This is a genomic window from Streptomyces sp. YIM 121038 (assembly GCF_006088715.1).
GTDB lineage: Bacteria > Actinomycetota > Actinomycetes > Streptomycetales > Streptomycetaceae > Streptomyces.
In genome coordinates this window covers 6789122-6810626 of record NZ_CP030771.1, presented here as the reverse complement: position 1 = coordinate 6810626, position 21505 = coordinate 6789122, and the positions used below count along the sequence as shown (strand labels likewise).

Below are 21505 nucleotides of genomic sequence, written 5' to 3'. Positions count from 1 at the left end.
GCGCTGGTCTGCCCTTTCGGGAGGGTCCCTTGCGGGAGGGTGAGGGGGCGGGCGCCGCCCGGTCTCGCGGCGCCCGGGCCCGTGCTGACTATCGGTCCCCGAAGATCGTGCGGTGCCAGTCCTTCCTGGCCACCGCGGTGTTGTCGAACATGACGTGCTTGATCTGCGTGTACTCCTCGAAGGAGTAGGCGGACATGTCCTTGCCGTAGCCGGAGGCCTTGTAGCCGCCGTGCGGCATCTCGCTGAGGATCGGGATGTGGTCGTTCACCCAGACGCACCCGGCCTTGATCTCGCGGGTGGCGCGGCCCGCGCGGAACACGTCGTGGGTCCAGGCGGACGCGGCGAGCCCGTACGGCGTGTCGTTGGCGAGCCGGATGCCCTCGTCGTCGCTGTCGAAGGGCAGCACGACGAGCACGGGCCCGAAGATCTCCGCCTGGACGGCCTCGCTGTCCTGCGCGGCCCCGGTGATCAGGGTGGGCCTGTAGTAGGCGCCGGGGCCCTCGGGGGCCTCGCCGCCGGTGACCACGCGCGCGTAGCCGCGGGCCCGCTGGACGAAACCGGCGACGCGGTCGCGGTGGGCGTGCGAGATCAGCGGGCCCAGGTCGGTTGACGGGTCGCAGGGGTCGCCGAGCCGCACGGTCGCCATCAGGTCGGCGACCCCGGCGACGAAGGCGTCGTACAGCGGCCGCTGGACGTAGGCGCGGGTGGCGGCCGTGCAGTCCTGGCCGGTGTTGATCAGGGCGCCCGCGACGGCGCCGTGCACGGCGGACTCCAGGTCGGCGTCGTCGAACACGACGAAGGGGGCCTTGCCGCCGAGCTCCAGGTGGAGGCGCTTGACGGTGGCGGTGGCGACCTCCGCGACCCGCTTGCCGACGCCCGTGGAGCCGGTGAAGGAGGTCATGGCCACGTCCGGGTGGCCCACGAGCTGCTCACCGGCGTCGCGGCCCGCGCCCGCGACCACGTTGACGACCCCGTCCGGGATCCCGGCGGCGGTCGCGGCCCGCGCGAACATCAGCGAGGTGAGCGGCGTCAGCTCGGAGGGCTTGAGGACGATGGTGTTCCCGGCGGCGATGGCGGGGAGCACCTTCCAGGCGGCCATCTGGAGGGGGTAGTTCCAGGGCGCGATGGACCCCACCACGCCGATGGCCTCGCGGCGCACGTAGGAGGTGTGGTCGCCGCCGTCGTACTCCCCCGCGGACTGGCCCTGGAGGTGGCGGGCCGCGCCCGCGAAGAAGGCGGTGTTGTCGATGGTGCCCGGGACGTCGAACTCGCGGCTCAGCTTGATCGGCTTGCCGCACTGCACCGTCTCCGCGCGGGCGAGGTCCTCGGCGCGGGCGGACAGCTCGGCGGCGAAGCGGTGCAGCGCGTCGGAGCGCTCGCCGGGGCTCGCGCCCGCCCAGCCGGGGAACGCGGCGCGCGCGGCGGCCACGGCCGCGTCCACGTCCTCGGCGCCCGCCAGCTCGTAGCCGAGCACCTCCTCGCCCGTGGCCGGGTCCACGACCGCGTGGTGCCTTCCCGAGGTGCCGTGGGTGAGCCGCCCCGCGATGTACTGCGCGCCGTCCGCGAAGTGCTCCCGTGCCGGAAAGAACTCATCGCGCGCCTGGAATGTGTGCATGCCGCTCTCCTCCGCCGCCCGGCCTCGAAGAGGGAGCGGCGTAGTTCCAGATCGATTTGAGTGCCGATCCTGACAGAGGGTCGATAGTCCAACAAGTGATTCCGTAGTTGCCTTTTGGTTAAGCGACGGAATCTGTCGACCAGGTGTCGAGTCACCCCGGAAAAGGCCGGACGGAATGTCCGTGGCGCGTGCCAGGGTGGCGTGCATGAGCGAGAACACGGGGGCGGACACGCGGTCCGGCAGGCCTTCGGCCACGCGCACCGGCACGGACGACATCCGTTCGGTGGCCGATCTGACCGCCGCGGTGCGGGCGGGTCGCCGGGTGAAGTACGTGCACTTCTGGGGGCACGCCCCGCGCCGCGACGGCACCCTCGGCGCGAGCTGTTTCAGCCAGTGGTGGCCTTCGCCCTTCACCGCCGACGGGGTCGCGTACGCGACGGCGGAGCACTGGATGATGGCCGCCAAGGCCCGTCTGTTCGGCGACGCGGAGGCCGAGCGCGCGGTGCTCACCGCCCGTACGCCCGCCGAGGCGAAGCGGGCCGGCCGGCTCGTGCGCGGCTTCGACGGGGCCGTGTGGGAGCGGGAGCGGTTCGCCGTCGTGGCCGAGGGCAGCGAGCGGAAGTTCGCCTCCGACGCCGCCCTGCGGGCGTACCTGGCCGGCACCGGCGACCGCGTCCTGGTCGAGGCCAGCCCCGTCGACCCCGTCTGGGGCATCGGCCTGGCCGCGGACGACCCCCGGGCCGAGGACCCGGCCTCCTGGCGCGGCCTGAACCTCTTGGGCTTCGCCCTGATGGCAGCGAGAGAGCGCCTGCGCTGACACCACCGGCCCCGCCCGCCGTGGGCAGGGCCCCGGGTGCCGCCCCGCCGGGAGACCGGGGCCGGGCCGTGGCCCCGTAGGGCCGAAGGCCTGTTTACGATGAGCCGGACCTCACGCGGGTCACCCGATCAGCCGATCAGCCTTGTTCCGGGGAGGAACCATGACCGAGACCACCGCATCCCGAGCTCAGAGCTTCATCGCAGGTCTGCCCAAGGCGGAGCTGCACGTCCACCACGTCGGCTCGGCCTCCCCCCGGATCGTCTCCGCGCTCGCCGCCCGCCACCCCGACTCCAAGGTGCCGACGGACCCCGAGGCCCTCGCGGACTACTTCACGTTCACGGACTTCGCGCACTTCGTCGAGGTGTACCTGTCCGTCGTCGACCTCATCCGCACCCCCGAGGACGTCCACCTCCTCACCTACGAGGTGGCCCGCGAGCTCGCCCGGCAGAACGTGCGCTACGCCGAGCTGACCATCACCCCGTACTCCTCCACCCGCCGCGGCATCGACGAGCGCGCCTTCATGGCCGCCATCGAGGAGGCCCGCAAGACGGCCGAGGCGGAGCTGAACGTCGTCCTGCGCTGGTGCTTCGACATCCCCGGCGAGGCGGGCCTCGTCGCGGCCGAGGAGACCGTGCGCCTCGCCACCACCGACGGCATCCGCCCCGAGGGCCTGGTCTCCTTCGGGCTCGGCGGCCCGGAGATCGGCGTGCCGCGCCCGCAGTTCAAGCCGTACTTCGACCGGGCCATCGCCGCGGGCCTGCGCTCCGTGCCGCACGCGGGCGAGACCACGGGCCCCGAGACGGTCTGGGACGCCCTGACGCATCTGCGCGCCGAGCGCATCGGCCACGGCACCAGCTCCGCCCGGGACCCCGAGCTCCTCGCGCACCTCGCGGAGCACCGCATCCCGCTGGAGGTCTGCCCGACGTCGAACATAGCGACGCGCGCGGTCACCACGCTCGACGAGCACCCCCTGAAGCAGTTCGTGGACGCCGGGGTCATCGTGACGATCAACTCCGACGACCCGCCGATGTTCGGCACCGACCTCAACAACGAGTACGGCGTCGCCGCCCGCCTCCTCGACCTCGACGAGCGCGGCATCGCGGCCCTCGCGAAGAACGCCGTGGAGGCGTCCTTCCTCGACGAGGCGGGCAAGCGCCGCATCAGCGAGGAGATCGACGCGTACACCGGGACGTGGCTGTCGCGCTGATCCCCGCACCACCCCCCGGGCCACAATGAACCCATGCGCACCCTGACTGCCGTGGCCCACCGAGGCGATCCCTACCGCGTCCGCGAGAACACCCTGCCGTCCCTGCGGTCGGCACTCGACCGGGGCGCGGACGCGGTGGAGATCGACGTCCGCCTGACCGCCGACGGCGTCCCCGTGCTGCTGCACGACGCCGCCCTCGACCGGCTGTGGGAGCACGACCGGCCGCTGGCCGTGCTCTCCGCCGCCGAGGTCCGGGGCGTCACCGGCGGCGGCGTACCCACGCTGGAAGAGGCGCTCAAGGAGACCGCGGGGCACCGCGTCCTCGTGGACCTCCCCGACCCGGCGCCGGACACGGTCCGCACGGTCGTCGGCGTCATCGGCGAGTGCGGCGCGGCGGAGCGCGTGTACTACTGCGGGGGACCCGCCGCCATGCTCGCCGTGCGGGCCGCGGACCCGGCGGCGGAGACCTCGCTGACGTGGAAGTCGCTCGCGCCGCCGCGCCCCGCCCTGCTCGCCGCGGTCACGCCGCGCTGGCTCAACTACCGCTTCGGGCTCGTGAATCGGGAACTCGTCGACCACGTCCACGGGCAGGGCTACCTGATCTCCGCCTGGACCGCCGACACCCGTCGCACCATGCGTAAGCTCGTGTCCCACGGAGTGGACTCGATCACCACGAACCGCATGGACGCGCTCGCCACCGTGCTGGGGCGGCCGAGCCAGGGGACGGGGAAGGAACCGCAGGCGTGACGGCAGACAGCACCGGCAGGATCCGCACGGACATCGCGCACAACGCCCGGGTGTGGAACTACTGGCTGGGCGGCAAGGACAACTACCAGGTGGACCGGGCCGTCGGTGAGCAGGTCACCGAGATGTTCCCCGGCATCGGTGAAGTGGCCCGCGCGGACCGGGCGTTCCTCGGCCGGGCGGTCGCCCACCTCGTGGGCGACCGGGGCATCCGCCAGCTCCTGGACATCGGCACCGGCCTGCCCACCGGCGAGAACACCCACGAGGTCGCGCAGCGTCTGGCCCCGGACGCCCGCATCGTGTACGTCGACAACGACCCGATCGTGCTGACCCACGCCCAGGCGCTGCTGACCAGCTCGCCCGAGGGCGTGACCACGTACGTCGACCAGGACGCCCGCAACGCGCGCGAGATCGTGGAGGCCGCCGCCGCCACGCTCGACCTGACCCGGCCGGTCGCCGTGCTGCTGCTCGGCATCCTCAACTTCATCCCGGACACCGGCGACACGCTCCGGATCGTACGGACCCTCATGGACGCGGTGCCGTCGGGCAGTTACCTCGTGGTGACCCACCCCACCCTGGACGCCGACGTCGGCGGGGCGGACAACCAGGCCGCGATGGACTTCTGGAACAAGAACGCCACACCGCCGATCACCGGCCGCACCCGCACCGAGTTCCAGGCGTACTTCGAGGGCCTCGACCTCATCGAACCGGGCATCGAGCCCTGTTCCCGCTGGCGCTGCCCCGAGGCCCCCACCGTCCCCCAGTACGGCGCGGTGGCCCGCAAACCGTAGCCCGCCCCGGCCGCGTCAGCCCCCGGCCCGGTCGAACGGCGGCATGATCGCCCGCGCGTCCACGCCGCCGCCCACCCACAGCCCGATGAGCAGCGCCGCCGTCGCCTCCACGAGCCCGGCCCGCCCGAGGCCACCGGCGTCGTACGGCACACAGCCGAGGGCGCGCGTCAACTCCCCCACGGCGTCGCGCGCTTGGGCGTCGTCGGCGCACACCGGCACCGCGAGCCGCTGCCCGTCGAAGACCGGCGGCGTCAGCCGCCAGACGCTCTCGTGGCACAGGTTGAACGCCTTGACCACGCGGGCACCGGGCGCGGCGGCCGCGAGCCGCTCGGCGGCGGCCGGACCCCGCCCCGTGAGCAGGGTGAACCCCTCCCCCACCGGATTGCAGCAGTCCACGAGCACCCGCCCGCGCAAGGCGTCGGCAAGCCCGGTCACCACCTCCTCGCCCACCCCGTACGGCAGCGCGAGCAGCACGGCGCCGTCGCCTAACTCCGCCGCGTCCCGCGGCGATCCGTGCCCGGCCGCCCCGATCCGCGCCGCGAGCTCGGCCGCCCGCGCCGCGTCCCGCCCGCCCACGAACACCTCGTGCCCCGCCCGCGCCCACTGCCCGCCGAGCGCGTCCGCCATGTTCCCCGTGCCGAGTACGCCGATCCGCATGCCTGTTCCTCCCGCTGTGACGCCCCTGACCGGGGCACGACACGACCGTAGGAAAGACCTCAGGCACCATTCGGTACGTGAGCGAACCCCATGACTTCCTCGCCGACTGCCGCGCCCGGCTGGCCTTCGACCTGCTCTCGCACACCTGGAACGCCGTGGCTCTCTGGGCCCTGCGGCACGGCCCGCGCCGCCCCGGGGAACTCCGCGAGCGGATCGGCGGCATCAGCTCCAAGGTGCTGACCGAGACGCTGCGGCGCCTGGAGTACAACGGCCTGGTGACACGCCGGTCGTACCCCGGTTCCCCACCGCACGTGGAGTACGGCCTCACCGCCCTGGGCCGCACCCTGCTCCCGCCCATCGAGGCCTTCGGCGCCTGGGCCTTCACCCACGGCGACGAGGTCATGGCGGCCCAGGACCGAGCGGAGGCCTCTTAGCGGGGGGGGGGCAGCGCCCCGAAGGGGCGCGGGGAACTGCGCGCCCAGCCCCCGACGGCCAGCAGACGAAGTAACGCCCAATCCAGCGAAGCGCCTACGCGTTGGTGCCGCCGTCCACCGTGAAGTCCGCGCCCGTGATCGAGCGGCCCCCCGGCCCCACCAGGTGCGCCACCGTGGCCGCGATGTCGTCGGCCTGCGCGTAGCGGCCGAGGGCGGACAGGCCGCGCTGGAAGTCGGCGCTCCGGCCGTCGGCCGGGTTCATGTCGGTGTCCGTGGAGCCGGGGTTGACGAGGTTGACGGTGATCCCGCGCGGGCCGAGCTCGCGGGCGAGGGCCTTGGTGAAGCCGATCAGGGCGGACTTGCTCATCGAGTAGAGGACGATGCCGGGGAACGGCGCGCGGCCCACGAGGTTGCTGCCGATGCTCACGATGCGCCCGCCCTCCGGCAGGTGCGCGAGCGCGGCCTGGGCGCCGAGGAAGGCCGCGCGGGCGTGGATCGCCAGGGTGCGGTCCAGCTCGTCGAGGGAGACCTCCTCGACCGGCCCGCTCGGGAAGACGCCCGCGTTGTTCACGAGGATGTCGAGGCGGCCGAGCTCGCGCGCCGCCCGCTCCACCGCCCCGGTGACCGCCGCCGCGTCCGCCGCGTCGGCCTGGACGGCCACCGCCCGCCGCCCGAGCGCCTCCACCTCGGCGACGACGGCCTCGGCCTTCGCCTTCCCCGCGGGGCTCACATAGGTGAACGCCACGTCGGCGCCGTCGTGCGCGAGCCGCTTGACGATCGCCGCCCCGATGCCCCGGCTGCCGCCCGTGACCAGCGCGGCCTTGCCCTGGAGGTCCGTCATTCCCTGCCCCACATCCGTCGTGCGCGAGGGCGGCCCGCGCGGTCGCGTACCGCCCACCGATTTCTGTGTCGATCGGCACAGAAACTTTCACACGCGTGTTCCACCACGTCAAGACCTATATTTGTCAGTCACTACAGAAATGAGGTGGGGAGCGTGGCGGGACGCGGACGGCCCCGGGGCTTCGACCGGGAGACGGCCCTTCGCCGGGCCATGGAGGTGTTCTGGGAGCACGGGTACGAGGCGACGTCGATGACCGACCTCACCTCGGCCATGGGCATCGCCTCGCCCAGCCTGTACGCCGCGTTCGGCTCCAAGGAACGGCTGTTCCAGGAGGCGGTGACGCTGTACAGCGTCACCGAGGGCTCGGTCATGACGCGTGCGTTCGCCGAGGTCCCCACCGCGCGCGGCGCCGTCGAGGCGGTCCTGCGCGAGAACGCGCGCGCGTACACCGACCGGGACCGGCCGACCGGCTGCATGATCGTGCTTGCCGCCACCAACTGCTCACCGGCGAACGCACCGGTGCGCGACCACCTGGCGGGCTGGCGCCGGTCGGGCGCCGAGATGATGGCCGAGCGCCTGCGCCGCGGCGTCGAGGAGGGCGAACTCCCCGCCGCGACCGACACGGAGGCCGTGGCGGCCTTCTACACCACGGTCGTCCAGGGCATGTCCGTCCAGGCCCGCGACGGCGCGTCCCGCGCGACCCTGGACAAGACGGTGGACCGGGCGATGGCCGCCTGGGACGCGGTGCTCGCGCCCGGCGCGTAGACGTGCGCGGCGGGCCGGCGTACCGCGCCGTGCGGGTCTACAGCCCCACGAGGGAGTTCCACCGGCGGGCGAACTCCGTGCGTTCGGCGGACGTGATGTCCCGGGCGATCGCGAGGCGTCGGCGCATCGCGTCGTCGGGGAAGACCAGGGGGTCATCGGCGAGGGCGGCCAGGTCCTTGTCCTTGGAGGAGGCGAGGACGTCACGGGCGGCGGGCACGGGGCAGACGTAGTTGACCCAGGCGGCGAGCGAGGCGGCGACCTCGGGGTCGTAGTAGTGGTCGATCAGGCGCTCGGCGTTGCCCTTGTGGCGGGCGAGGTTGGGGATCATCAGGGACTCGGCCCACAGCTCGGCGCCCTCCTCGGGGACGACGAACGCGATGTCGGGGTCGTCGGCCTGGAGCTGGATGACGTCGCCGCTGTAGGCCTGGCAGGCGAGGACGTCACCGGAGGCGAGGTCCTTGATGTAGTCGTTCCCGGTGAAGCGGCGGATGTGATGGCCGCGCACGCGCTTCTCCAGGCGGTCGCACATGCGGTGGAAGTCGTCCCCGGTCCACTTCCCGACGTCGACGCCGTCGCCCTGCATCAGCAGCGCGAACGCCTCGTCGAGCCCGGACAGGAGCGTCACCCGGCCCTTCAGGTCGTCGGCCCACAGGTCCGACACGTGCCGGATCTCGCGGCCGAGCCGCCGCTTGTTGTACGCGATGCCGGTGATGCCGGACTGCCAGGGCACGGAGTACCGGCGCCCCTCGTCGAAGTGCGGCGTGCGCAGGATCGGGTCGAGGTGCTCGGCCACGTTGGGCTGCCGGGAGCGGTCCATCTCCTGCACCCAGCCCAGGCGCACGAAGCGCGCGCACATCCAGTCGCTGATGACGACGAGGTCCCTGCCGGTTGCCTGATGGTTCATCAGGGAGGGGCTGATCTTGCCGAAGAACTCGTCGTTGTCGTTGATCTCCTCGGTGTAGCGGACGTCGATGCCGGTCCGCTTCTCGAAGGCGTCGAGGGTGGGACGCCTGGTCTTGTCCTCGTCGTCGGTGTCGATGTACAGCGGCCAGTTGGCGAACGTCAGCTTCTTCTCCCGGCCGGAGAGGTCCTTCGCGGCGCGGTCCGAGGCGTCGACGTACGCGGCGGGCACCCCGCAGCCCGCGAGGGCGCCGAGGACCCCGGCCGCGCCGATGCCCTTGAGGAACGTACGACGTGCGGCAACTGTCATGCCCCCACCCTCACTTCACGCACGCGGGGCGGGCAATGGACAAGGTGTCCACCGCCCGCCCCGAAGACGACTCAGAACGTCAGCCCCGCGCGGGGCCCCGACGTCAGTCGAGCGACGTCATGACGTGCTTGATGCGGGTGTAGTCGTCGAAGCCGTAGGCGGAGAGGTCCTTGCCGTAGCCGGACTTCTTGAAGCCGCCGTGCGGCATCTCGGCGACCAGCGGGATGTGCGTGTTGATCCAGACGCAGCCGAAGTCGAGGACCTTGGACATGCGCATCGCACGGGCGTGGTCCTTGGTCCACACCGAGGAGGCCAGGGCGTACTCCACGCCGTTGGCGTAGGCGACGGCCTGGGCCTCGTCCGTGAAGGACTGGACGGTGATGACCGGGCCGAAGACCTCCTTCTGGATGATCTCGTCGTCCTGCTTGAGCCCGGAGACGACGGTCGGCGCGTAGAAGTAGCCCTTCTCGCCGACCCGGTGGCCGCCCGCCTCGACCTTGGCGTGCGCGGGCAGCCGGTCGATGAAGCCGGAGACCTGCGCCAGCTGGTTCGCGTTGTTCAGCGGGCCGTACAGCACGTCCTCGTCGTCGGGCAGGCCGGTCTTGGTGTCGGCGGCGGCCTTGGCGAGGGCGGTGACGAACTCGTCGTGGATGGACTCGTGGACGAGCACCCGGGTCGCGGCCGTACAGTCCTGGCCCGCGTTGAAGAAGCCCGCCACCGAGATGTCCTCGACGGCCTTGGCCAGGTCGGTGTCCTCGAAGACCACGACGGGCGCCTTGCCGCCGAGCTCCAGGTGGACGCGCTTGAGGTCCTTGGCGGCCGACTCGGCCACCTGCATGCCCGCGCGCACCGAGCCGGTGATGGAGGCCATCGCCGGGGTCGGGTGCTCGACCATCATGCGGCCGGTGTCACGGTCGCCCGTGACCACGTTGAAGACGCCGGGCGGCACGACGGAGCCGATGATCTCGGCCATCAGGACGGTCGACGCCGGGGTGGTGTCCGACGGCTTGAGGACGACCGTGTTGCCCGCGGCGAGCGCCGGGGCGAACTTCCACACGGCCATCATCATCGGGTAGTTCCACGGCGCGACCTGCGCGCAGACGCCGACCGGCTCGCGGCGGACGATGGAGGTCAGGCCCTCCATGTACTCACCGGCGGCGCGGCCCTCCAGCATCCGGGCCGCACCCGCGAAGAAGCGGATCTGGTCGACCATCGGCGGGATCTCTTCGGAGCGGGTGAGGCCGATCGGCTTGCCCGTGTTCTCGACCTCGGCGGCGATGAGTTCCTCGGCGCGCTCCTCGAAGGCGTCCGCGATCTTCAGCAGCGCCTTCTGCCGCTCGGCGGGCACGAGGTCGCGCCAGGCCGGGAAGGCGTCGGCGGCGGCCTTCATGGCCGCGTCGACGTCGGCCTGGCCGGACAGCGGCGCCACGGCGTACGCCTCACCGGTCGCCGGGTTGATCACCTCGGTGGTCCGTCCGTCGGCCGCGTCCCGGAATTCTCCGTTGATGTAGTTGCGCAGACGGCGCAGCTCGGTGCTCACTTCCGGCCCTCCAGTCAGTGTCCAGTGGATGAGACACCCACCCTAGTCCGTACACCGACGCTTTCAACATACCCAGCAGCCCAGGACTGCGAAATCCGCAAGCCAAGAGTCCTGAAGCAACGAATTTCATTGATCCGCCCTTGCGTAACTGACGAGACCTCGTGCACAGTGAAGTCGTGGCCAGTCGAAGCACAGACCCCAGCAGCCCCCGCGAGGGGGCGACCACCCGCCCCGCCACCGGTGGCGGCCGCGGCCAGAGCGGATCGCCCTCGGTCGACGCCGTCTCCCTGGCCATCATCGAACAGCTCCAGGAGGACGGCCGCAGGCCGTACGCGGCCATCGGCAAGGCCGTCGGCCTGTCCGAGGCGGCCGTGCGCCAGCGCGTCCAGAAGCTCCTGGACCAGGGCGTGATGCAGATCGTCGCCGTGACGGACCCGCTCACCGTGGGCTTCCGCCGCCAGGCGATGGTCGGGATCGACGTGGAGGGCGACGTGGACCCGGTCGCCGACGCCGTCGCCGCGATGCCGGAGGCGGAGTACGTGGTGATGACCGCGGGCTCGCACGACCTGCTCGTGGAGATCGTCTGCGAGGACGACGACCACCTGCTTGAGGTCATCAACAAGCGGATCCGCGCGCTCCCCGGCGTGCGCTCGACCGAGAGCTTCGTCTACCTCAAGCTGAAGAAGCAGACCTACATGTGGGGAACCCGATAGCCGTGAGCAAGGACCTCAGCAAAACCGCGTACGACCACCTGTGGATGCACTTCACGCGCATGTCGTCGTACGAGAACACGCCCGTGCCCACCATCGTGCGCGGCGAGGGCACCTACATCTACGACGACCAGGGCAAGAAGTACCTCGACGGTCTCGCGGGCCTGTTCGTGGTCCAGGCCGGGCACGGCCGCCGCGAGCTGGCCGAGGTCGCCGCCAGGCAGGCGGCCGACCTCGCCTTCTTCCCCATCTGGTCGTACGCCCACCCGAGCGCCGTCGAACTGGCCGAGCGCCTGGCCCACTACGCCCCGGGCGACCTGAACAAGGTCTTCTTCACCACCGGCGGCGGCGAGGCCGTCGAGACCGCCTGGAAGCTGGCGAAGCAGTACCACAAGCTCACCGGCAACCACACGAAGTACAAGGTCATCTCGCGCGCGGTCGCCTACCACGGCACCCCGCAGGGCGCCCTGTCCATCACCGGACTCCCGGCCCTGAAGGCCCCCTTCGAGCCGCTGGTCCCCGGCGCCCACAAGGTGCCGAACACCAACATCTACCGCGCCCCGATCCACGGCGACGACCCGGAGGCCTTCGGCCGCTGGGCCGCCGACCAGATCGAGCAGGAGATCCTCTTCGAGGGCCCCGAGACCGTCGCCGCGGTCTTCCTGGAGCCGGTGCAGAACGCGGGCGGCTGCTTCCCGCCGCCGCCCGGCTACTTCCAGCGCGTGCGCGAGATCTGCGACAAGTACGACGTGCTCCTCGTCTCCGACGAGGTCATCTGCGCCTTCGGCCGCCTCGGCACGATGTTCGCCTGCGACAAGTTCGGCTACGTGCCGGACATCATCACCTGCGCCAAGGGCATGACCTCGGGCTACTCCCCGATCGGCGCGGCCATCGTCTCCGACCGCATCGCCGAGCCGTTCTACAAGGGCGACAACACCTTCCTGCACGGCTACACCTTCGGCGGCCACCCCGTCTCCGCGGCCGTCGGCCTCGCCAACCTCGACCTCTTCGAGCGCGAGGGCCTCAACCAGCACGTGCTCGACAACGAGGGCGCGTTCCTGAGCACCCTCCAGAAGCTGCACGACCTGCCGATCGTCGGCGACGTCCGCGGCAACGGCTTCTTCTACGGCATCGAGCTCGTCAAGGACAAGGCCACCAAGGAGTCCTTCACGGACGAGGAGTCCGAGCGCGTGCTCTACGGCTTCGTCTCCAAGAAGCTCTTCGAGTACGGCCTGTACTGCCGCGCCGACGACCGCGGTGACCCCGTCATCCAGCTGTCGCCGCCGCTGATCTCGGACCAGTCCACGTTCGACGAGATCGAGGGCATCGTCCGGCAGGTCCTGACGGAGGCCTGGACCAAGATCTGACCCGGCACGACACCGGCCCGGGCGCACCCATCCGAGTGAGATGGGTGCGCCCGGGCCGCGTCCTTGTCCGGGGTCCCGCCACCAATACCTAGCGTGCCCAGTGACCGATCGGCCCAGCCTTCGTTCCCCCGTACGGGGGAGGCAATCTGATCTGAACCGAGGTGTACGCCCATGGTGGCCCCGCCGGACAACGACGTGCTGTGGGCTCGTGCCCTGCACGTCACGCTCAACGGCACTCCCGCACTCACCGGCGTCTCGCTCGGTGTCCGCGAGGGCGAGATCCTCGCCGTCGGCGGCCCGCGCGGCAGCGGCAAGACGACGCTCCTGCGCTGTCTGTCCGGCCAACTGCCGCCCCAGCGGGGCGAGGTCTGGTTCAACTCCACGCCCGTGCACACCATGGGCCCGCTGGTCCGGGAACGGCTGCGCCGCGACCGGTTCGGCTGGATCGACCCCGAGCCCTCGCTCGTCCCCGAGCTGACCGGCTGGGAGAACGCCGCGCTCGCGCTGCTCCTGCGCGGCGCCCCGCACCGCACCGCCAAGCGCGCGGCCCTGGAGTGGCTGGAGCGCCTCGACGTGGGCGACTGCGCCCGCAAGCGGCCGCACGCCCTCACCCGCGCCGAGTGCCAGCGCGTGGCCGTCGCCCGCGCCCTCGCCGCGGCCCCCGCCGTCCTCTTCGCGGACGAGCCCACCGCGCCGCTGCACAGCACCGACCGCGCGCACGTCCTGCGCACCCTGACGACGGCCGCCCGCTCGCACGGCATCACCGTCGTCCTCGCCACCCACGACGCGGAGGTCGCCGCCCTCGCCGACCGCACGGTCGCCCTCCTCGACGGCAGACACGTGCACACCCTGCACCTGCCCGGCGACGAACAGGCGCCCGCCACCTCAGCCAACGGGGCCGGGGCCGCACGCGGGACCGTGGACGGGCCGGGCGGATCCGGCGGGCCGAGCGCTCCGGGCGGGGCCGGTGCCCCGGGCGGGTCGGCCACCGCGGGCGCGGCCGGAGCCGCCGGCCGGCCCGGTGCCGCCGCCGGCGGGCCGGGGGGCTCCGGGCGGCCCGGCGGGTCCGACACGGAAGGCCGGGCCGCGTGCTCGCTCTCCGTCTAGCGCGCGGCGCCCACCCCCTGGTCCTGCTGCGCCGTCTGCTCGTCGCCACCGCGGCGGCCGGGACCGGGTTCCTGCTCCTGTGCGCCCTCGGCTACGCCCTGGGCCACCCCGGCTCCGGCGGCGCCGCGGCGCGCCTGGCCTGGTGCGCGCTGCCGCTCGCCGCCACCGGGTACTTCGCCGTCGCCGTGGCCCGTACCGACCCCGGCACCAAGCCGCGCCCCGGGCTGTCCTCGGTCGGCCTCGGCCCCGGGCGGCTGATGGTCGTCTCGGCCATGAACACGGCGGTGGCCTGCGCCCTGGGATCCATGGTGGCGCTGCTGTTCTTCCTGCACCTGCGCGGCGACCTCACCGGCCTGCCGTTCGACGGGGCCGCCGCCGAACTCCTCGCCGCCGACCGGCCGTTGCCGCTCGCCGCCGCGCTCACCCTGCTCGCCCTCGCCCCGCTCGGCGCGTCCTGCGCGGTCGCGCTCACGCTGCGGCCACGGCGCACGAAGCCCGGCGCGCAGCCGCCCGACCCCGACGCACCGCCCCCGGCGCCGGGCGGCCTGCCGTGGGGCGTGGCCCTGCTCGCGGCCGGGCTCGCCGTCGAGACGTACGCGAGCGGCGCCGACGCGGCACCGGGCCTGCGCATGCCCGGCGGCATCGACGGCAGCCCGGCCGGGGTGCTCACCGGGTGGGCGCTCACCGCGCTCGGCCTCGCGCTCGCCGGGCCCGGCCTCACCCATCTGTGCGGCCGCGTGCTCCAGGCGGTGCGTCCCGGGGCGCTGCGGCTGCTCGCGGGGCGCGTCCTGATGCGGGAGGCGCGGCGGATCGGCCAGCCCCTCGGCGTGGTGTGCGCGGTGGCGTCGGGCGCGTACGCGCTCACCACCCTGCACGCGGCGGGAGGCCGCGCGGACATCGGCCCGCTCACCACCCTCGGCGCGCTCCTTGTCGCGGGCTGCACGGTGCTCACCCTGGCCACCGCGGCGACCGAGGCCCGCCGCGCCCGCGCCTCGACCCAGGCGGCCCTGGTCCGCCTCGGGGCGCCCGCGTCGCTGCTCCGGGGCTCCGCGGCCCTGCGCACGGGTGTGCTGGCGGCCACGTTCGGCCCGCTGACCTGGCTGGTGGCACAGCTGTCGGCGATGCCGCTGGCGGCTTGAGGCGCGGCTCAGGAAAGCCGCCGCTTCCGGGAAGGGGGGCGGATCCCGGGGCGCTCCCGCGCGGCCCCGCCCCCGTCCGCTCGAAAAGACTTCCGCACCACCGATGAGTTCTCGCCCGGCCCCCCCTCTACCCCTCCGTAAGGCACACCGCACCCACACGCCACACCCGAGCGGGAGACACCTCATGTACCAGCAGATGATCTTCGTGAACCTGGCCGTGTCCGACGTCGACGCCTCCAAGAAGTTCTTCACGGAGCTCGGCTACACCATCAACCCCCAGTTCACGTCGGACGACTGCGCCTGCGTGGTGATCAGCGACACCATCGTCGCGATGCTGCTCGGCACGGCGCGCTACCGGGACTTCACCACCAAGGAGATCGCGGACTCCACGAAGACCAGCGAGGTCCTGCTCTGTCTGAGCGCCGGGAGCCGCGCCGAGGTCGACGAGGTGGTCGACAAGGCCGTCGCGGCGGGCGGCACCGCGGGCCGCACCCAGGACTACGGCACCATGTACGGCCGCAGCTTCGACGACCTCGACGGCCACACCTGGGAGATCATGTGGATGGACCCGGCCCAGGTCGAGGGCTGACCCCACCGTCCCCGCCGCCGGGTGCCTAGCATGGGCGGATGCGCCCCTCCGCAGCATCCGCCCCGCACCCCGGCGACCGCGAGATCGAGACGCTCGCCGAGTTCGACGAGGTCGTCGCGGCACACGGCTCACTGGCCGGATACCGCGTCCAGGCGGTCGACCTGACGGGCCGTACGGACGCGCTGCTGGCCGTGGACACCACGGACACCGTCTTCCTGGGCTGCCCCATGCACGAGGACGCGGCGGCTCGGGTCCGCGCCTCGGGCGCCCTGGTCTTCCCGCCCGTGCCGGGGCTGCCCTTCGACCCCTACCTCGCCCGCCTCTACACACCGGACGACCTGTTCGCGGGCCTCGCCGACGGCGGGTACGACGCCACGCCGGACGCGCGGGCGTACGCCTGGTTCCAGCGGACCAAGGCCGACGGGGACGTCTTCGCCTCGATGCTGCGGGCGGTCCACGACGACTCCGTCTCCGACGCGCTCGACGAACTCCTCCACGGCGCGCGGGTCGTGGGCGTCATGGGCGGCCACGCGATGGCCCGCGGCACGGACGCGTACGCGGGCGCGGCCCGGCTCGGCCGCTCCCTCGCGCGGGCCGGTCTCACGGTGGCGACGGGCGGCGGGCCCGGCGCGATGGAGGCGGCGAACCTCGGCGCGTACGCCGCCCCGTACGACGACACCATGCTCGACGAAGCCCTCGGCGTCCTCGCCGAGGCGCCGTCGTTCACTCCGTCGGTGACCGAGTGGGCGAGGGCCGCGTTCGCCGTGCGGGAGCGGTGGCCGGACGGCGGGGCGTCCGTCTCCATCCCCACCTGGTTCTACGGCCACGAGCCGCCGAACGCGTTCGCCGCGCACGTCGCGAAGTACTTCGCCAACGCCACGCGCGAGGACGGGCTGCTCGCCCGCTCGAACGCGGGCGTCGTCTTCCTGCCCGGCGCGGCCGGCACGGTCCAGGAGATCTTCGACAACGCGACCCCCAACTACTACGAGTCCCGCGGCGAGCCCACCCCCATGGTCCTGGTCGACCGCACCCACTGGACCACCCGCCTCCCGGCCTGGCCCCTCCTCCAGGCCTTGGCGGCCGACCGCCCGATGGCGAGACGGATCGCGCTGGTGGACGACATGGAGGAGGCAATTGCGTCCCTGCTGTGGGCAATCGTCCCGCAGGGCGAGTGGGGCATCCCCTGCTCGAGCGAAGCCGAGAGCTTGGGGAAGGGTGGGCACAGCGCCTAGGTGCGGCCCAGCCGTTCAACAGGGCCCCGGCACGGACGAGGCTCAGCCGAACGAGGCCCTCGCCAGCCAGAACTCCAGCAAGCCCCGATCCCCCCGCACCTCGACCCGCCCGGAGTCCAGCCCCCGCCGCCGATAGAACGCGAGCAGCACCTCGGTCAACGGCCCCCGCAGCACGACATCCGCCTCAGCGTCCCCTCGCGCCCACGTGACCCCGTCCGGCCCGAGCGTAATGAGCCACTGCACCCCGGCGTCCACCGCGCGCAACCCCAGGGTCCGCCCCTCCCCCACCAGCTCCGCGGCGCGCGGATCCGCCTTCGCCAACTGCACGAACCGCACGATGTCCAGCCACTCGTCGACGGCGTCGGCGGCCACGTCGGGCGCCAGCTCGTACGGGGCGCCCACGGCGATCGCCGCGTCCGCCCGGTGGATCGCCACCTCGTGCGTCATGCGCCGCGCCCAGAACCCGGCGGTGGCCTCCCCCGCCCAGGACCACACGGGCGTACCGGCCTCGGCGCCCCGCAGCGTCGCGTCGAACATCTCCGCCGTCTCGGCCAGCCACGCGTCGAGCGCGGCCGTGCCCCCGCCCTCGGGCCCTTCGAAACCGGGCACCTGCGCGTCGGGGATGTTCTCCGTCGCCCGGGTCCGCACATGCAGCTCGACCCAGCGCACGGCACCGCCCGTGTGCCGTACGAGCCGGTCGAGGGTCCAGTCGGGGCAGGTGGGGACGGTCACCGACAGATCGGCGCCGTCCAGTGTCGCCCGCAGACTCTCCAGCTGGGCGGCGACCTGGTCGCGGTAACGCTCGTACGGAAGGCTGGCCATGGGCCGAGCCTAGGACGTCGCTCCCCGCCGCAGCACGACGATTTCCTCCACCGCGAAGCGCACGCCCACGCGCGCGCCCGGCTCCGGCGCGTCGCGCAGTCCGCACGCGGCCTCCAGACGGGGCGCGCCCTCACCGCCGACCGGCTCCAGGCGCACGGCGACGTGCGTGCCCCGGAACGTCCGCCCCGTCACCACGCACGCGAGCCCCTCGTCCGCTCCCACGAGCCGCACTCCGGCGGGGCGTACGAGCAGGCGGCAGGGGCCGTCCGCCGTGCCGTCCGGCACCGGCACCTTGCCCCACACGGTCGCGGCGGCCGGTCCGGTGACCGCCGCGTCGACCACGTTGTCGAAGCCGAGGAAGCGCGCCACGAACTCGTCGGCGGGCCTGCGCCACACCTCAAGAGGCGTACCGGACTGCGCGATCCGGCCGTCCCGCATCACCACGACCCGGTCGGCGAGCGCGAACGCCTCGCCCTGGTCGTGCGTGACCGCGAGCACCGTCGTCCCCAACTCCTGGAAAAGCTCCCGGAGTTCGGCGACCAGGCGCTCCCGCAGCGAGCGGTCGAGCTGGCCGAGCGGCTCGTCGAGCATCAGCAGACGCGGCCGGGGCGCGAGCGCCCGCGCGAGCGCGACCCGCTGCTGTTCACCACCCGACAGCGAGGCGACCGCCCGCTTCTGCGCCCCCGGCAGACCCACCAGATCGAGGAGTTCCGCCACCCGCAGCGCCTGCTCGGCGCGCGGCACGCCGCGCATGCGCAGGCCGAAGGCCACGTTGCCCGCCACGTCGCGCTGCGGGAAGAGCTGGTGGTCCTGGAACATCAGGCCGACGCCCCGCTTGTGCGCGGGCACCCCGGTCTGGTCGCGGCCGCCGAGCACGACCCGCCCGGAGTCGAGCGCCTGGAGCCCGGCGACCGCCCGCAGCAGGGTGGACTTGCCACTGCCGCTGGGCCCGAGCACGCACACGATCTCGTGCTCGGCGACGTCGAGGTCGACCGCGTCGAGCGCGGTGTGCGGGGTGCGCGCGGCCCGCGCGCCGAAGCGCACGGTGGCCTCGTCGAGCCGCAGCAGCGCGCCCGGCGCGCTCCCCGCGGAGGCCGTGGCGGTCATCAGAACTCTCCCGTCGTACGGTCCGTGCGCAGCCGCTCCAGGAGCAGGAGCGACACCGCGCACACGACCATGAGAATCGTCGAAAGGGCCATCGCCTGCCCGTAGTTGAGGTCACCGGGGCGACCGAACAGGGTGGCCACCGCGACCGGCAGGGTCGGGTTGTCCGGCCGCGCGATGAACACCGTCGCGCCGAACTCGCCGAGCGACACCGCGAAGGCGAACCCGGCCGCGATGAGCAGCGCCCGGCGCACCAGCGGCAGGTCGACCTCCCGCCAGGCCCGCAGCGGCGAGGCCCCGAGCACGGCCGCCGCCTCGCGCAGCCGCTCGTCCACGGCGCGCAGCACGGGCAGCATCGTACGGACCACGAACGGCACGCCCACCAGGGCCTGGGCGAGCGGCACCAGGAACCAGGACGCCCGCAGGTCGAGCGGCGGCTCGTCCAGGGCGATGAGGAAGCCGAAGCCGACCGTCACGGCGGACACGCCGAGCGGCAGCATCAGGAGCGCGTCGAAGCCGCGCACGAGGCGCCCCGCGCGCCGGGTCAGCGCGGTGGCCGCGAGCCCGCCGACGACCAGGGCGATGACGGTGGCCACGGCCGCGTACGTCAGGGAGTTCCCGATCGCCTCGACGGGCGGCACCAGGAAGGCCCCGCCCTCCGTCGAGGTCAGCTGCCGGTAGTACGCGAAGCCGTACCCCTCCGGGCCGTCGAGGGACCGCTGCACCAGGACGCCGAGCGGCAGCACGACGAGCACGGCCACGGTGAGCAGCACGGAGCCGAGCAGCCCCCACTGCCCGGCCCCGCGCGGCCTGCGCGCCGTCGTCGCGGCGTCGACGAGGCGGAGCGTGCTCTCGCGCCGGCGCACGGTCCAGGCGTGCACGGCCAGGACCCCGCCCACCGCCGCGAACTGCACGAGGGTGAGGACGGCGGCCGTCGGCAGGTCGAGCAGGTTGGCCGTCTGCCGGTAGATCTCCACTTCGAGCGTCGCGTACGTGGGTCCGCCGAGGATCTGTACGATGCCGAAGGACGTGAACGTGAACAGGAAGACCATCAGCGCGGCGGCCGCCACGGCGGGCGCGAGCGCGGGCAGCGTCACCGTCCGCCACGCGCGCGTGCGCGAGGCCCCGAGCATCCGCGCGGCCTCTTCCTGGCGCGGGTCGAGCTGGGCCCACAGACCGCCGACGGTGCGCACGACCACGGCGTAGTTGAAGAACACGTGGGCGAGCAGGATCGCCCACACCGTGGTGTCCAGGCGGACGCCCCACAGCTCGTCCAAGAGCCCGCCGCGCCCGATCAGCGCGAGGAAAGCGGTGCCCACGACGACGGTCGGCAGCACGAACGGCACGGTGACGACCGCCCGCAGCACCTGCTTGCCGGGGAAGTCGAAGCGCGCGAAGACGTACGCGCCGGGGAGCGCGACCAGCAGGGTGAGCGCCGTCGACGCGAGCGCCTGCCAGGTGGTGAACCACAGCACGTGCTGGATGTCGGACTGCCCGAGCACGTCCGCGATCCGCCCGAACTGCCAGGCGCCGTCCACCTTCAGGCCGCGCGCGACGATCGCGGCGACCGGATAGGCGAAGAAGACGGCGAAGAACACGACGGGCAGGGCCATGAGCCCGAGCCGCGCCGCGCCTCCCCGCGACGGCCGCCGACCCCTGCGGGCCGGGGCCTTCGCTACTTCAGTACGAGCGAGGTCCACGACTTGACCCACGGCTCACGGTTGTCGGCGATCTTCTTGGGGGCCATGGTCCCGGGCTCGGCGACCTCGACGCCGAACTCCTGGAACAGCTTCGGCACCCGCGCGCCCTCCCGCACGGGGTTCACGAACATCTGCAGCGGCATGTCGTCCTGGAACTCCTTGCCGGACAGGAAGTCGAGCAGGGCCTTGCCGCCCTTGGCGTTCTTGGCGTTGCTGAGCAGGCCCGCGTACTCGATCTGCCGGAAGCAGGTGCCGGTCGCGACGCCGGTCGGGGCCTGCTTCGGCTGCGGCTTGGCGTACAGGACCTCGACGGGCGGCGAGGAGGCGTACGACACGACGAGCGGCCGGTCGCCCTTGGCCTTGCGGCCGCCCGCCGAGCCGGAGAACTCCTGGTTGTAGGCCTGGTCCCAGCCGTCGACGACCTTGACGCCGTTGTCCTTGAGCTTCTTCCAGTAGCCCTGCCAGCCGTCGTCGCCGTACGCGGCCGCGGTGCCGAGCAGGAAGCCGAGGCCGGGCGAGGACGTGGAGGCGTTCTCGGTGACCAGGAGGTTCTTGTACGCGGGCTTCACCAGGTCGGCGAAGGTCTTCGGCGGCGCGAGCTTCTTGTCGGCGAAGTACTTCTTGTCGTAGTTCACACAGATGTCGCCGCTGTCGACGGGCGTCACGCGGCGCTCGCCCTTCGCGAGCCGGTACTCCGGCTTCACCAGGCCCGCGTCCTTGGCCTCGTACGGCTGGAAGAGACCGTTGTCGAGGGCGCGCGAGAGCAGGGTGTTGTCGACGCCGAAGAAGACGTCACCCTGGGGGTTGCCCTTGGTGAGGATCGCCTTGTTGACGGCCTGGCCCGCGTCGCCGTCCTTGAGGACGCGGACCTTGTACCCGGAACGCTTCTCGAAGTCCTTCAGGACGTCCTTGGAGACGTTGAAGGAGCCGTGGCTGACCAGGGTGACGTCCTTGGACCCCTGCGAGGAGCCGCCGGAGTCGCCGCCCGAGCCGCACGCGGAGACGGCGACGAGCCCGAGGCCCACCGCGACCGCGGTGAGCGTGGCCTTCTTGGTGGTGCTCACGTGAGTTCATTCCTCCTGGAGTGACCAGGAGAAGACGCGGCCCTGCCCGC

At 72.8% G+C, this 21505-nt stretch carries 20 protein-coding genes and 1 pseudogene; 12 read left to right on the top strand and 9 right to left on the bottom strand.

From position 1 onward, the window contains the following. Positions 1-88 precede the first annotated feature (88 nt). Positions 89-1615, bottom strand: a complete 1527-nt coding sequence (locus tag C9F11_RS29460) for a gamma-aminobutyraldehyde dehydrogenase (RefSeq protein ID WP_138962101.1) — start codon at positions 1613-1615, stop codon at positions 89-91. Positions 1616-1820: 205 nt separating this feature from the next. On the opposite strand from C9F11_RS29460, the gene C9F11_RS29455 reads away from it, so the two are divergent. The 4 genes from C9F11_RS29455 to C9F11_RS29440 all read left to right on the top strand — a co-directional run bounded on the left by C9F11_RS29455 (position 1821) and on the right by C9F11_RS29440 (position 5174). Beyond that, positions 1821-2432 carry an NADAR family protein gene (locus C9F11_RS29455; RefSeq protein ID WP_249401926.1) on the top strand — a complete coding sequence of 204 codons (612 nt, stop codon included), beginning with the start codon at positions 1821-1823 and terminating at the stop codon, positions 2430-2432. Positions 2433-2592: 160 nt separating this feature from the next. Next, positions 2593-3639, top strand: a complete 1047-nt coding sequence (locus C9F11_RS29450; RefSeq protein ID WP_138962099.1) for an adenosine deaminase — start codon at positions 2593-2595, stop codon at positions 3637-3639. A 33-nt stretch (positions 3640-3672) separates the two neighbouring features. Then, positions 3673-4386, top strand: a complete 714-nt coding sequence (locus tag C9F11_RS29445; RefSeq protein WP_138962098.1) for a glycerophosphodiester phosphodiesterase — start codon at positions 3673-3675, stop codon at positions 4384-4386. Beyond that, complete coding sequence (locus C9F11_RS29440) at positions 4383-5174, top strand: SAM-dependent methyltransferase (protein ID WP_138962097.1); 792 nt, start codon at positions 4383-4385, stop codon at positions 5172-5174. Before C9F11_RS29445 ends, C9F11_RS29440 begins: the two co-directional genes overlap by 4 nt. A gap of 15 nt (positions 5175-5189) precedes the next feature. Here C9F11_RS29440 and C9F11_RS29435 read toward each other — a convergent pair whose 3' ends face one another. Next, entirely contained in the window at positions 5190-5831 is a 642-nt protein-coding gene (locus tag C9F11_RS29435) for an NAD(P)-binding domain-containing protein (protein ID WP_138962096.1), read from the bottom strand. 68 nt (positions 5832-5899) lie between these two features. On the opposite strand from C9F11_RS29435, the gene C9F11_RS29430 reads away from it, so the two are divergent. Beyond that, positions 5900-6265: a helix-turn-helix domain-containing protein gene (locus C9F11_RS29430; RefSeq protein ID WP_138962095.1), complete on the top strand. Its 366-nt coding sequence runs from the start codon at positions 5900-5902 to the stop codon at positions 6263-6265. Positions 6266-6359: 94 nt separating this feature from the next. On the opposite strand, the gene C9F11_RS29425 is transcribed toward C9F11_RS29430, so the two are convergent. Next, the gene (locus C9F11_RS29425) at positions 6360-7106 is read right to left on the bottom strand and encodes an SDR family oxidoreductase (RefSeq protein ID WP_138962094.1); all 747 of its coding nucleotides are present in this window, start codon (positions 7104-7106) and stop codon (positions 6360-6362) included. Between the two features lie 153 nt (positions 7107-7259). Here C9F11_RS29425 and C9F11_RS29420 point away from each other — a divergent pair, with 153 nt between their 5' ends. After that, entirely contained in the window at positions 7260-7871 is a 612-nt protein-coding gene (locus C9F11_RS29420) for a TetR/AcrR family transcriptional regulator (RefSeq protein ID WP_138962093.1), read from the top strand. Positions 7872-7908: 37 nt separating this feature from the next. On the opposite strand, the gene C9F11_RS29415 is transcribed toward C9F11_RS29420, so the two are convergent. Next, on the bottom strand, positions 7909-9081 hold the full coding sequence (locus C9F11_RS29415; RefSeq protein WP_138962092.1) for an extracellular solute-binding protein: 1173 nt from the start codon (positions 9079-9081) through the stop codon (positions 7909-7911). Between the two features lie 103 nt (positions 9082-9184). Further along, positions 9185-10621, bottom strand: a complete 1437-nt coding sequence (locus C9F11_RS29410) for a gamma-aminobutyraldehyde dehydrogenase (RefSeq protein WP_138962091.1) — start codon at positions 10619-10621, stop codon at positions 9185-9187. Positions 10622-10782: 161 nt separating this feature from the next. On the opposite strand from C9F11_RS29410, the gene C9F11_RS29405 reads away from it, so the two are divergent. From C9F11_RS29405 to C9F11_RS29380, 6 genes and pseudogenes are all read left to right on the top strand, one after another. Next, entirely contained in the window at positions 10783-11334 is a 552-nt protein-coding gene (locus C9F11_RS29405) for an Lrp/AsnC family transcriptional regulator (RefSeq protein WP_030675849.1), read from the top strand. Continuing rightward, positions 11319-12698, top strand: a complete 1380-nt coding sequence (locus C9F11_RS29400) for an aspartate aminotransferase family protein (RefSeq protein WP_138962090.1) — start codon at positions 11319-11321, stop codon at positions 12696-12698. The genes C9F11_RS29405 and C9F11_RS29400 overlap by 16 nt, the downstream gene beginning before the upstream one ends. 171 nt (positions 12699-12869) lie before the next feature. Beyond that, positions 12870-13559 (top strand): annotated as a pseudogene (locus C9F11_RS29395) (ATP-binding cassette domain-containing protein); the annotation flags it as partial. A gap of 227 nt (positions 13560-13786) precedes the next feature. Further along, positions 13787-14944, top strand: coding sequence for a hypothetical protein (locus C9F11_RS29390; protein WP_138962088.1), 1158 nt, complete (start codon positions 13787-13789; stop codon positions 14942-14944). 184 nt (positions 14945-15128) lie between these two features. Next, a complete protein-coding gene (locus C9F11_RS29385; protein WP_138962087.1) occupies positions 15129-15533 on the top strand; it encodes a VOC family protein in 405 nt (134 codons plus the stop codon). A gap of 38 nt (positions 15534-15571) precedes the next feature. Then, on the top strand, positions 15572-16765 hold the full coding sequence (locus tag C9F11_RS29380; protein ID WP_138962086.1) for an LOG family protein: 1194 nt from the start codon (positions 15572-15574) through the stop codon (positions 16763-16765). A gap of 42 nt (positions 16766-16807) precedes the next feature. On the opposite strand, the gene C9F11_RS29375 is transcribed toward C9F11_RS29380, so the two are convergent. From C9F11_RS29375 to C9F11_RS29360, 4 genes are read right to left on the bottom strand one after another with little or no spacing between them, the layout of a single operon-like run. Beyond that, the gene (locus C9F11_RS29375) at positions 16808-17587 is read right to left on the bottom strand and encodes a maleylpyruvate isomerase family mycothiol-dependent enzyme (protein ID WP_138962085.1); all 780 of its coding nucleotides are present in this window, start codon (positions 17585-17587) and stop codon (positions 16808-16810) included. A 9-nt stretch (positions 17588-17596) separates the two neighbouring features. Further along, positions 17597-18694, bottom strand: coding sequence for an ABC transporter ATP-binding protein (locus C9F11_RS29370; RefSeq protein ID WP_138962084.1), 1098 nt, complete (start codon positions 18692-18694; stop codon positions 17597-17599). Continuing rightward, positions 18694-20391 carry an iron ABC transporter permease gene (locus C9F11_RS29365; RefSeq protein ID WP_171076134.1) on the bottom strand — a complete coding sequence of 566 codons (1698 nt, stop codon included), beginning with the start codon at positions 20389-20391 and terminating at the stop codon, positions 18694-18696. Before C9F11_RS29365 ends, C9F11_RS29370 begins: the two co-directional genes overlap by 1 nt. Beyond that, complete coding sequence (locus C9F11_RS29360) at positions 20367-21455, bottom strand: thiamine ABC transporter substrate-binding protein (protein ID WP_138962082.1); 1089 nt, start codon at positions 21453-21455, stop codon at positions 20367-20369. Before C9F11_RS29360 ends, C9F11_RS29365 begins: the two co-directional genes overlap by 25 nt. Between the last annotated feature and the right edge of the window lie 50 nt (positions 21456-21505).

Excerpts from the sequence above, each read along its gene's own strand:
- C9F11_RS29460 (WP_138962101.1), bottom strand. The coding sequence starts at position 1,615 with ATGCACACATTCCAGGCGCGCGATGAGTTCTTTCCGGCACGGGAGCAC.
- C9F11_RS29455 (WP_249401926.1), top strand. The coding sequence starts at position 1,821 with ATGAGCGAGAACACGGGGGCGGACACGCGGTCCGGCAGGCCTTCGGCC.
- C9F11_RS29450 (WP_138962099.1), top strand. The coding sequence starts at position 2,593 with ATGACCGAGACCACCGCATCCCGAGCTCAGAGCTTCATCGCAGGTCTG.
- C9F11_RS29445 (WP_138962098.1), top strand. The coding sequence starts at position 3,673 with ATGCGCACCCTGACTGCCGTGGCCCACCGAGGCGATCCCTACCGCGTC.
- C9F11_RS29435 (WP_138962096.1), bottom strand. The coding sequence starts at position 5,831 with ATGCGGATCGGCGTACTCGGCACGGGGAACATGGCGGACGCGCTCGGC.
- C9F11_RS29425 (WP_138962094.1), bottom strand. The coding sequence starts at position 7,106 with ATGACGGACCTCCAGGGCAAGGCCGCGCTGGTCACGGGCGGCAGCCGG.
- C9F11_RS29415 (WP_138962092.1), bottom strand. The coding sequence starts at position 9,081 with ATGACAGTTGCCGCACGTCGTACGTTCCTCAAGGGCATCGGCGCGGCC.
- C9F11_RS29385 (WP_138962087.1), top strand. The coding sequence starts at position 15,129 with ATGTACCAGCAGATGATCTTCGTGAACCTGGCCGTGTCCGACGTCGAC.
- C9F11_RS29380 (WP_138962086.1), top strand. The coding sequence starts at position 15,572 with ATGCGCCCCTCCGCAGCATCCGCCCCGCACCCCGGCGACCGCGAGATC.
- C9F11_RS29375 (WP_138962085.1), bottom strand. The coding sequence starts at position 17,587 with ATGGCCAGCCTTCCGTACGAGCGTTACCGCGACCAGGTCGCCGCCCAG.
- C9F11_RS29370 (WP_138962084.1), bottom strand. The coding sequence starts at position 18,694 with ATGACCGCCACGGCCTCCGCGGGGAGCGCGCCGGGCGCGCTGCTGCGG.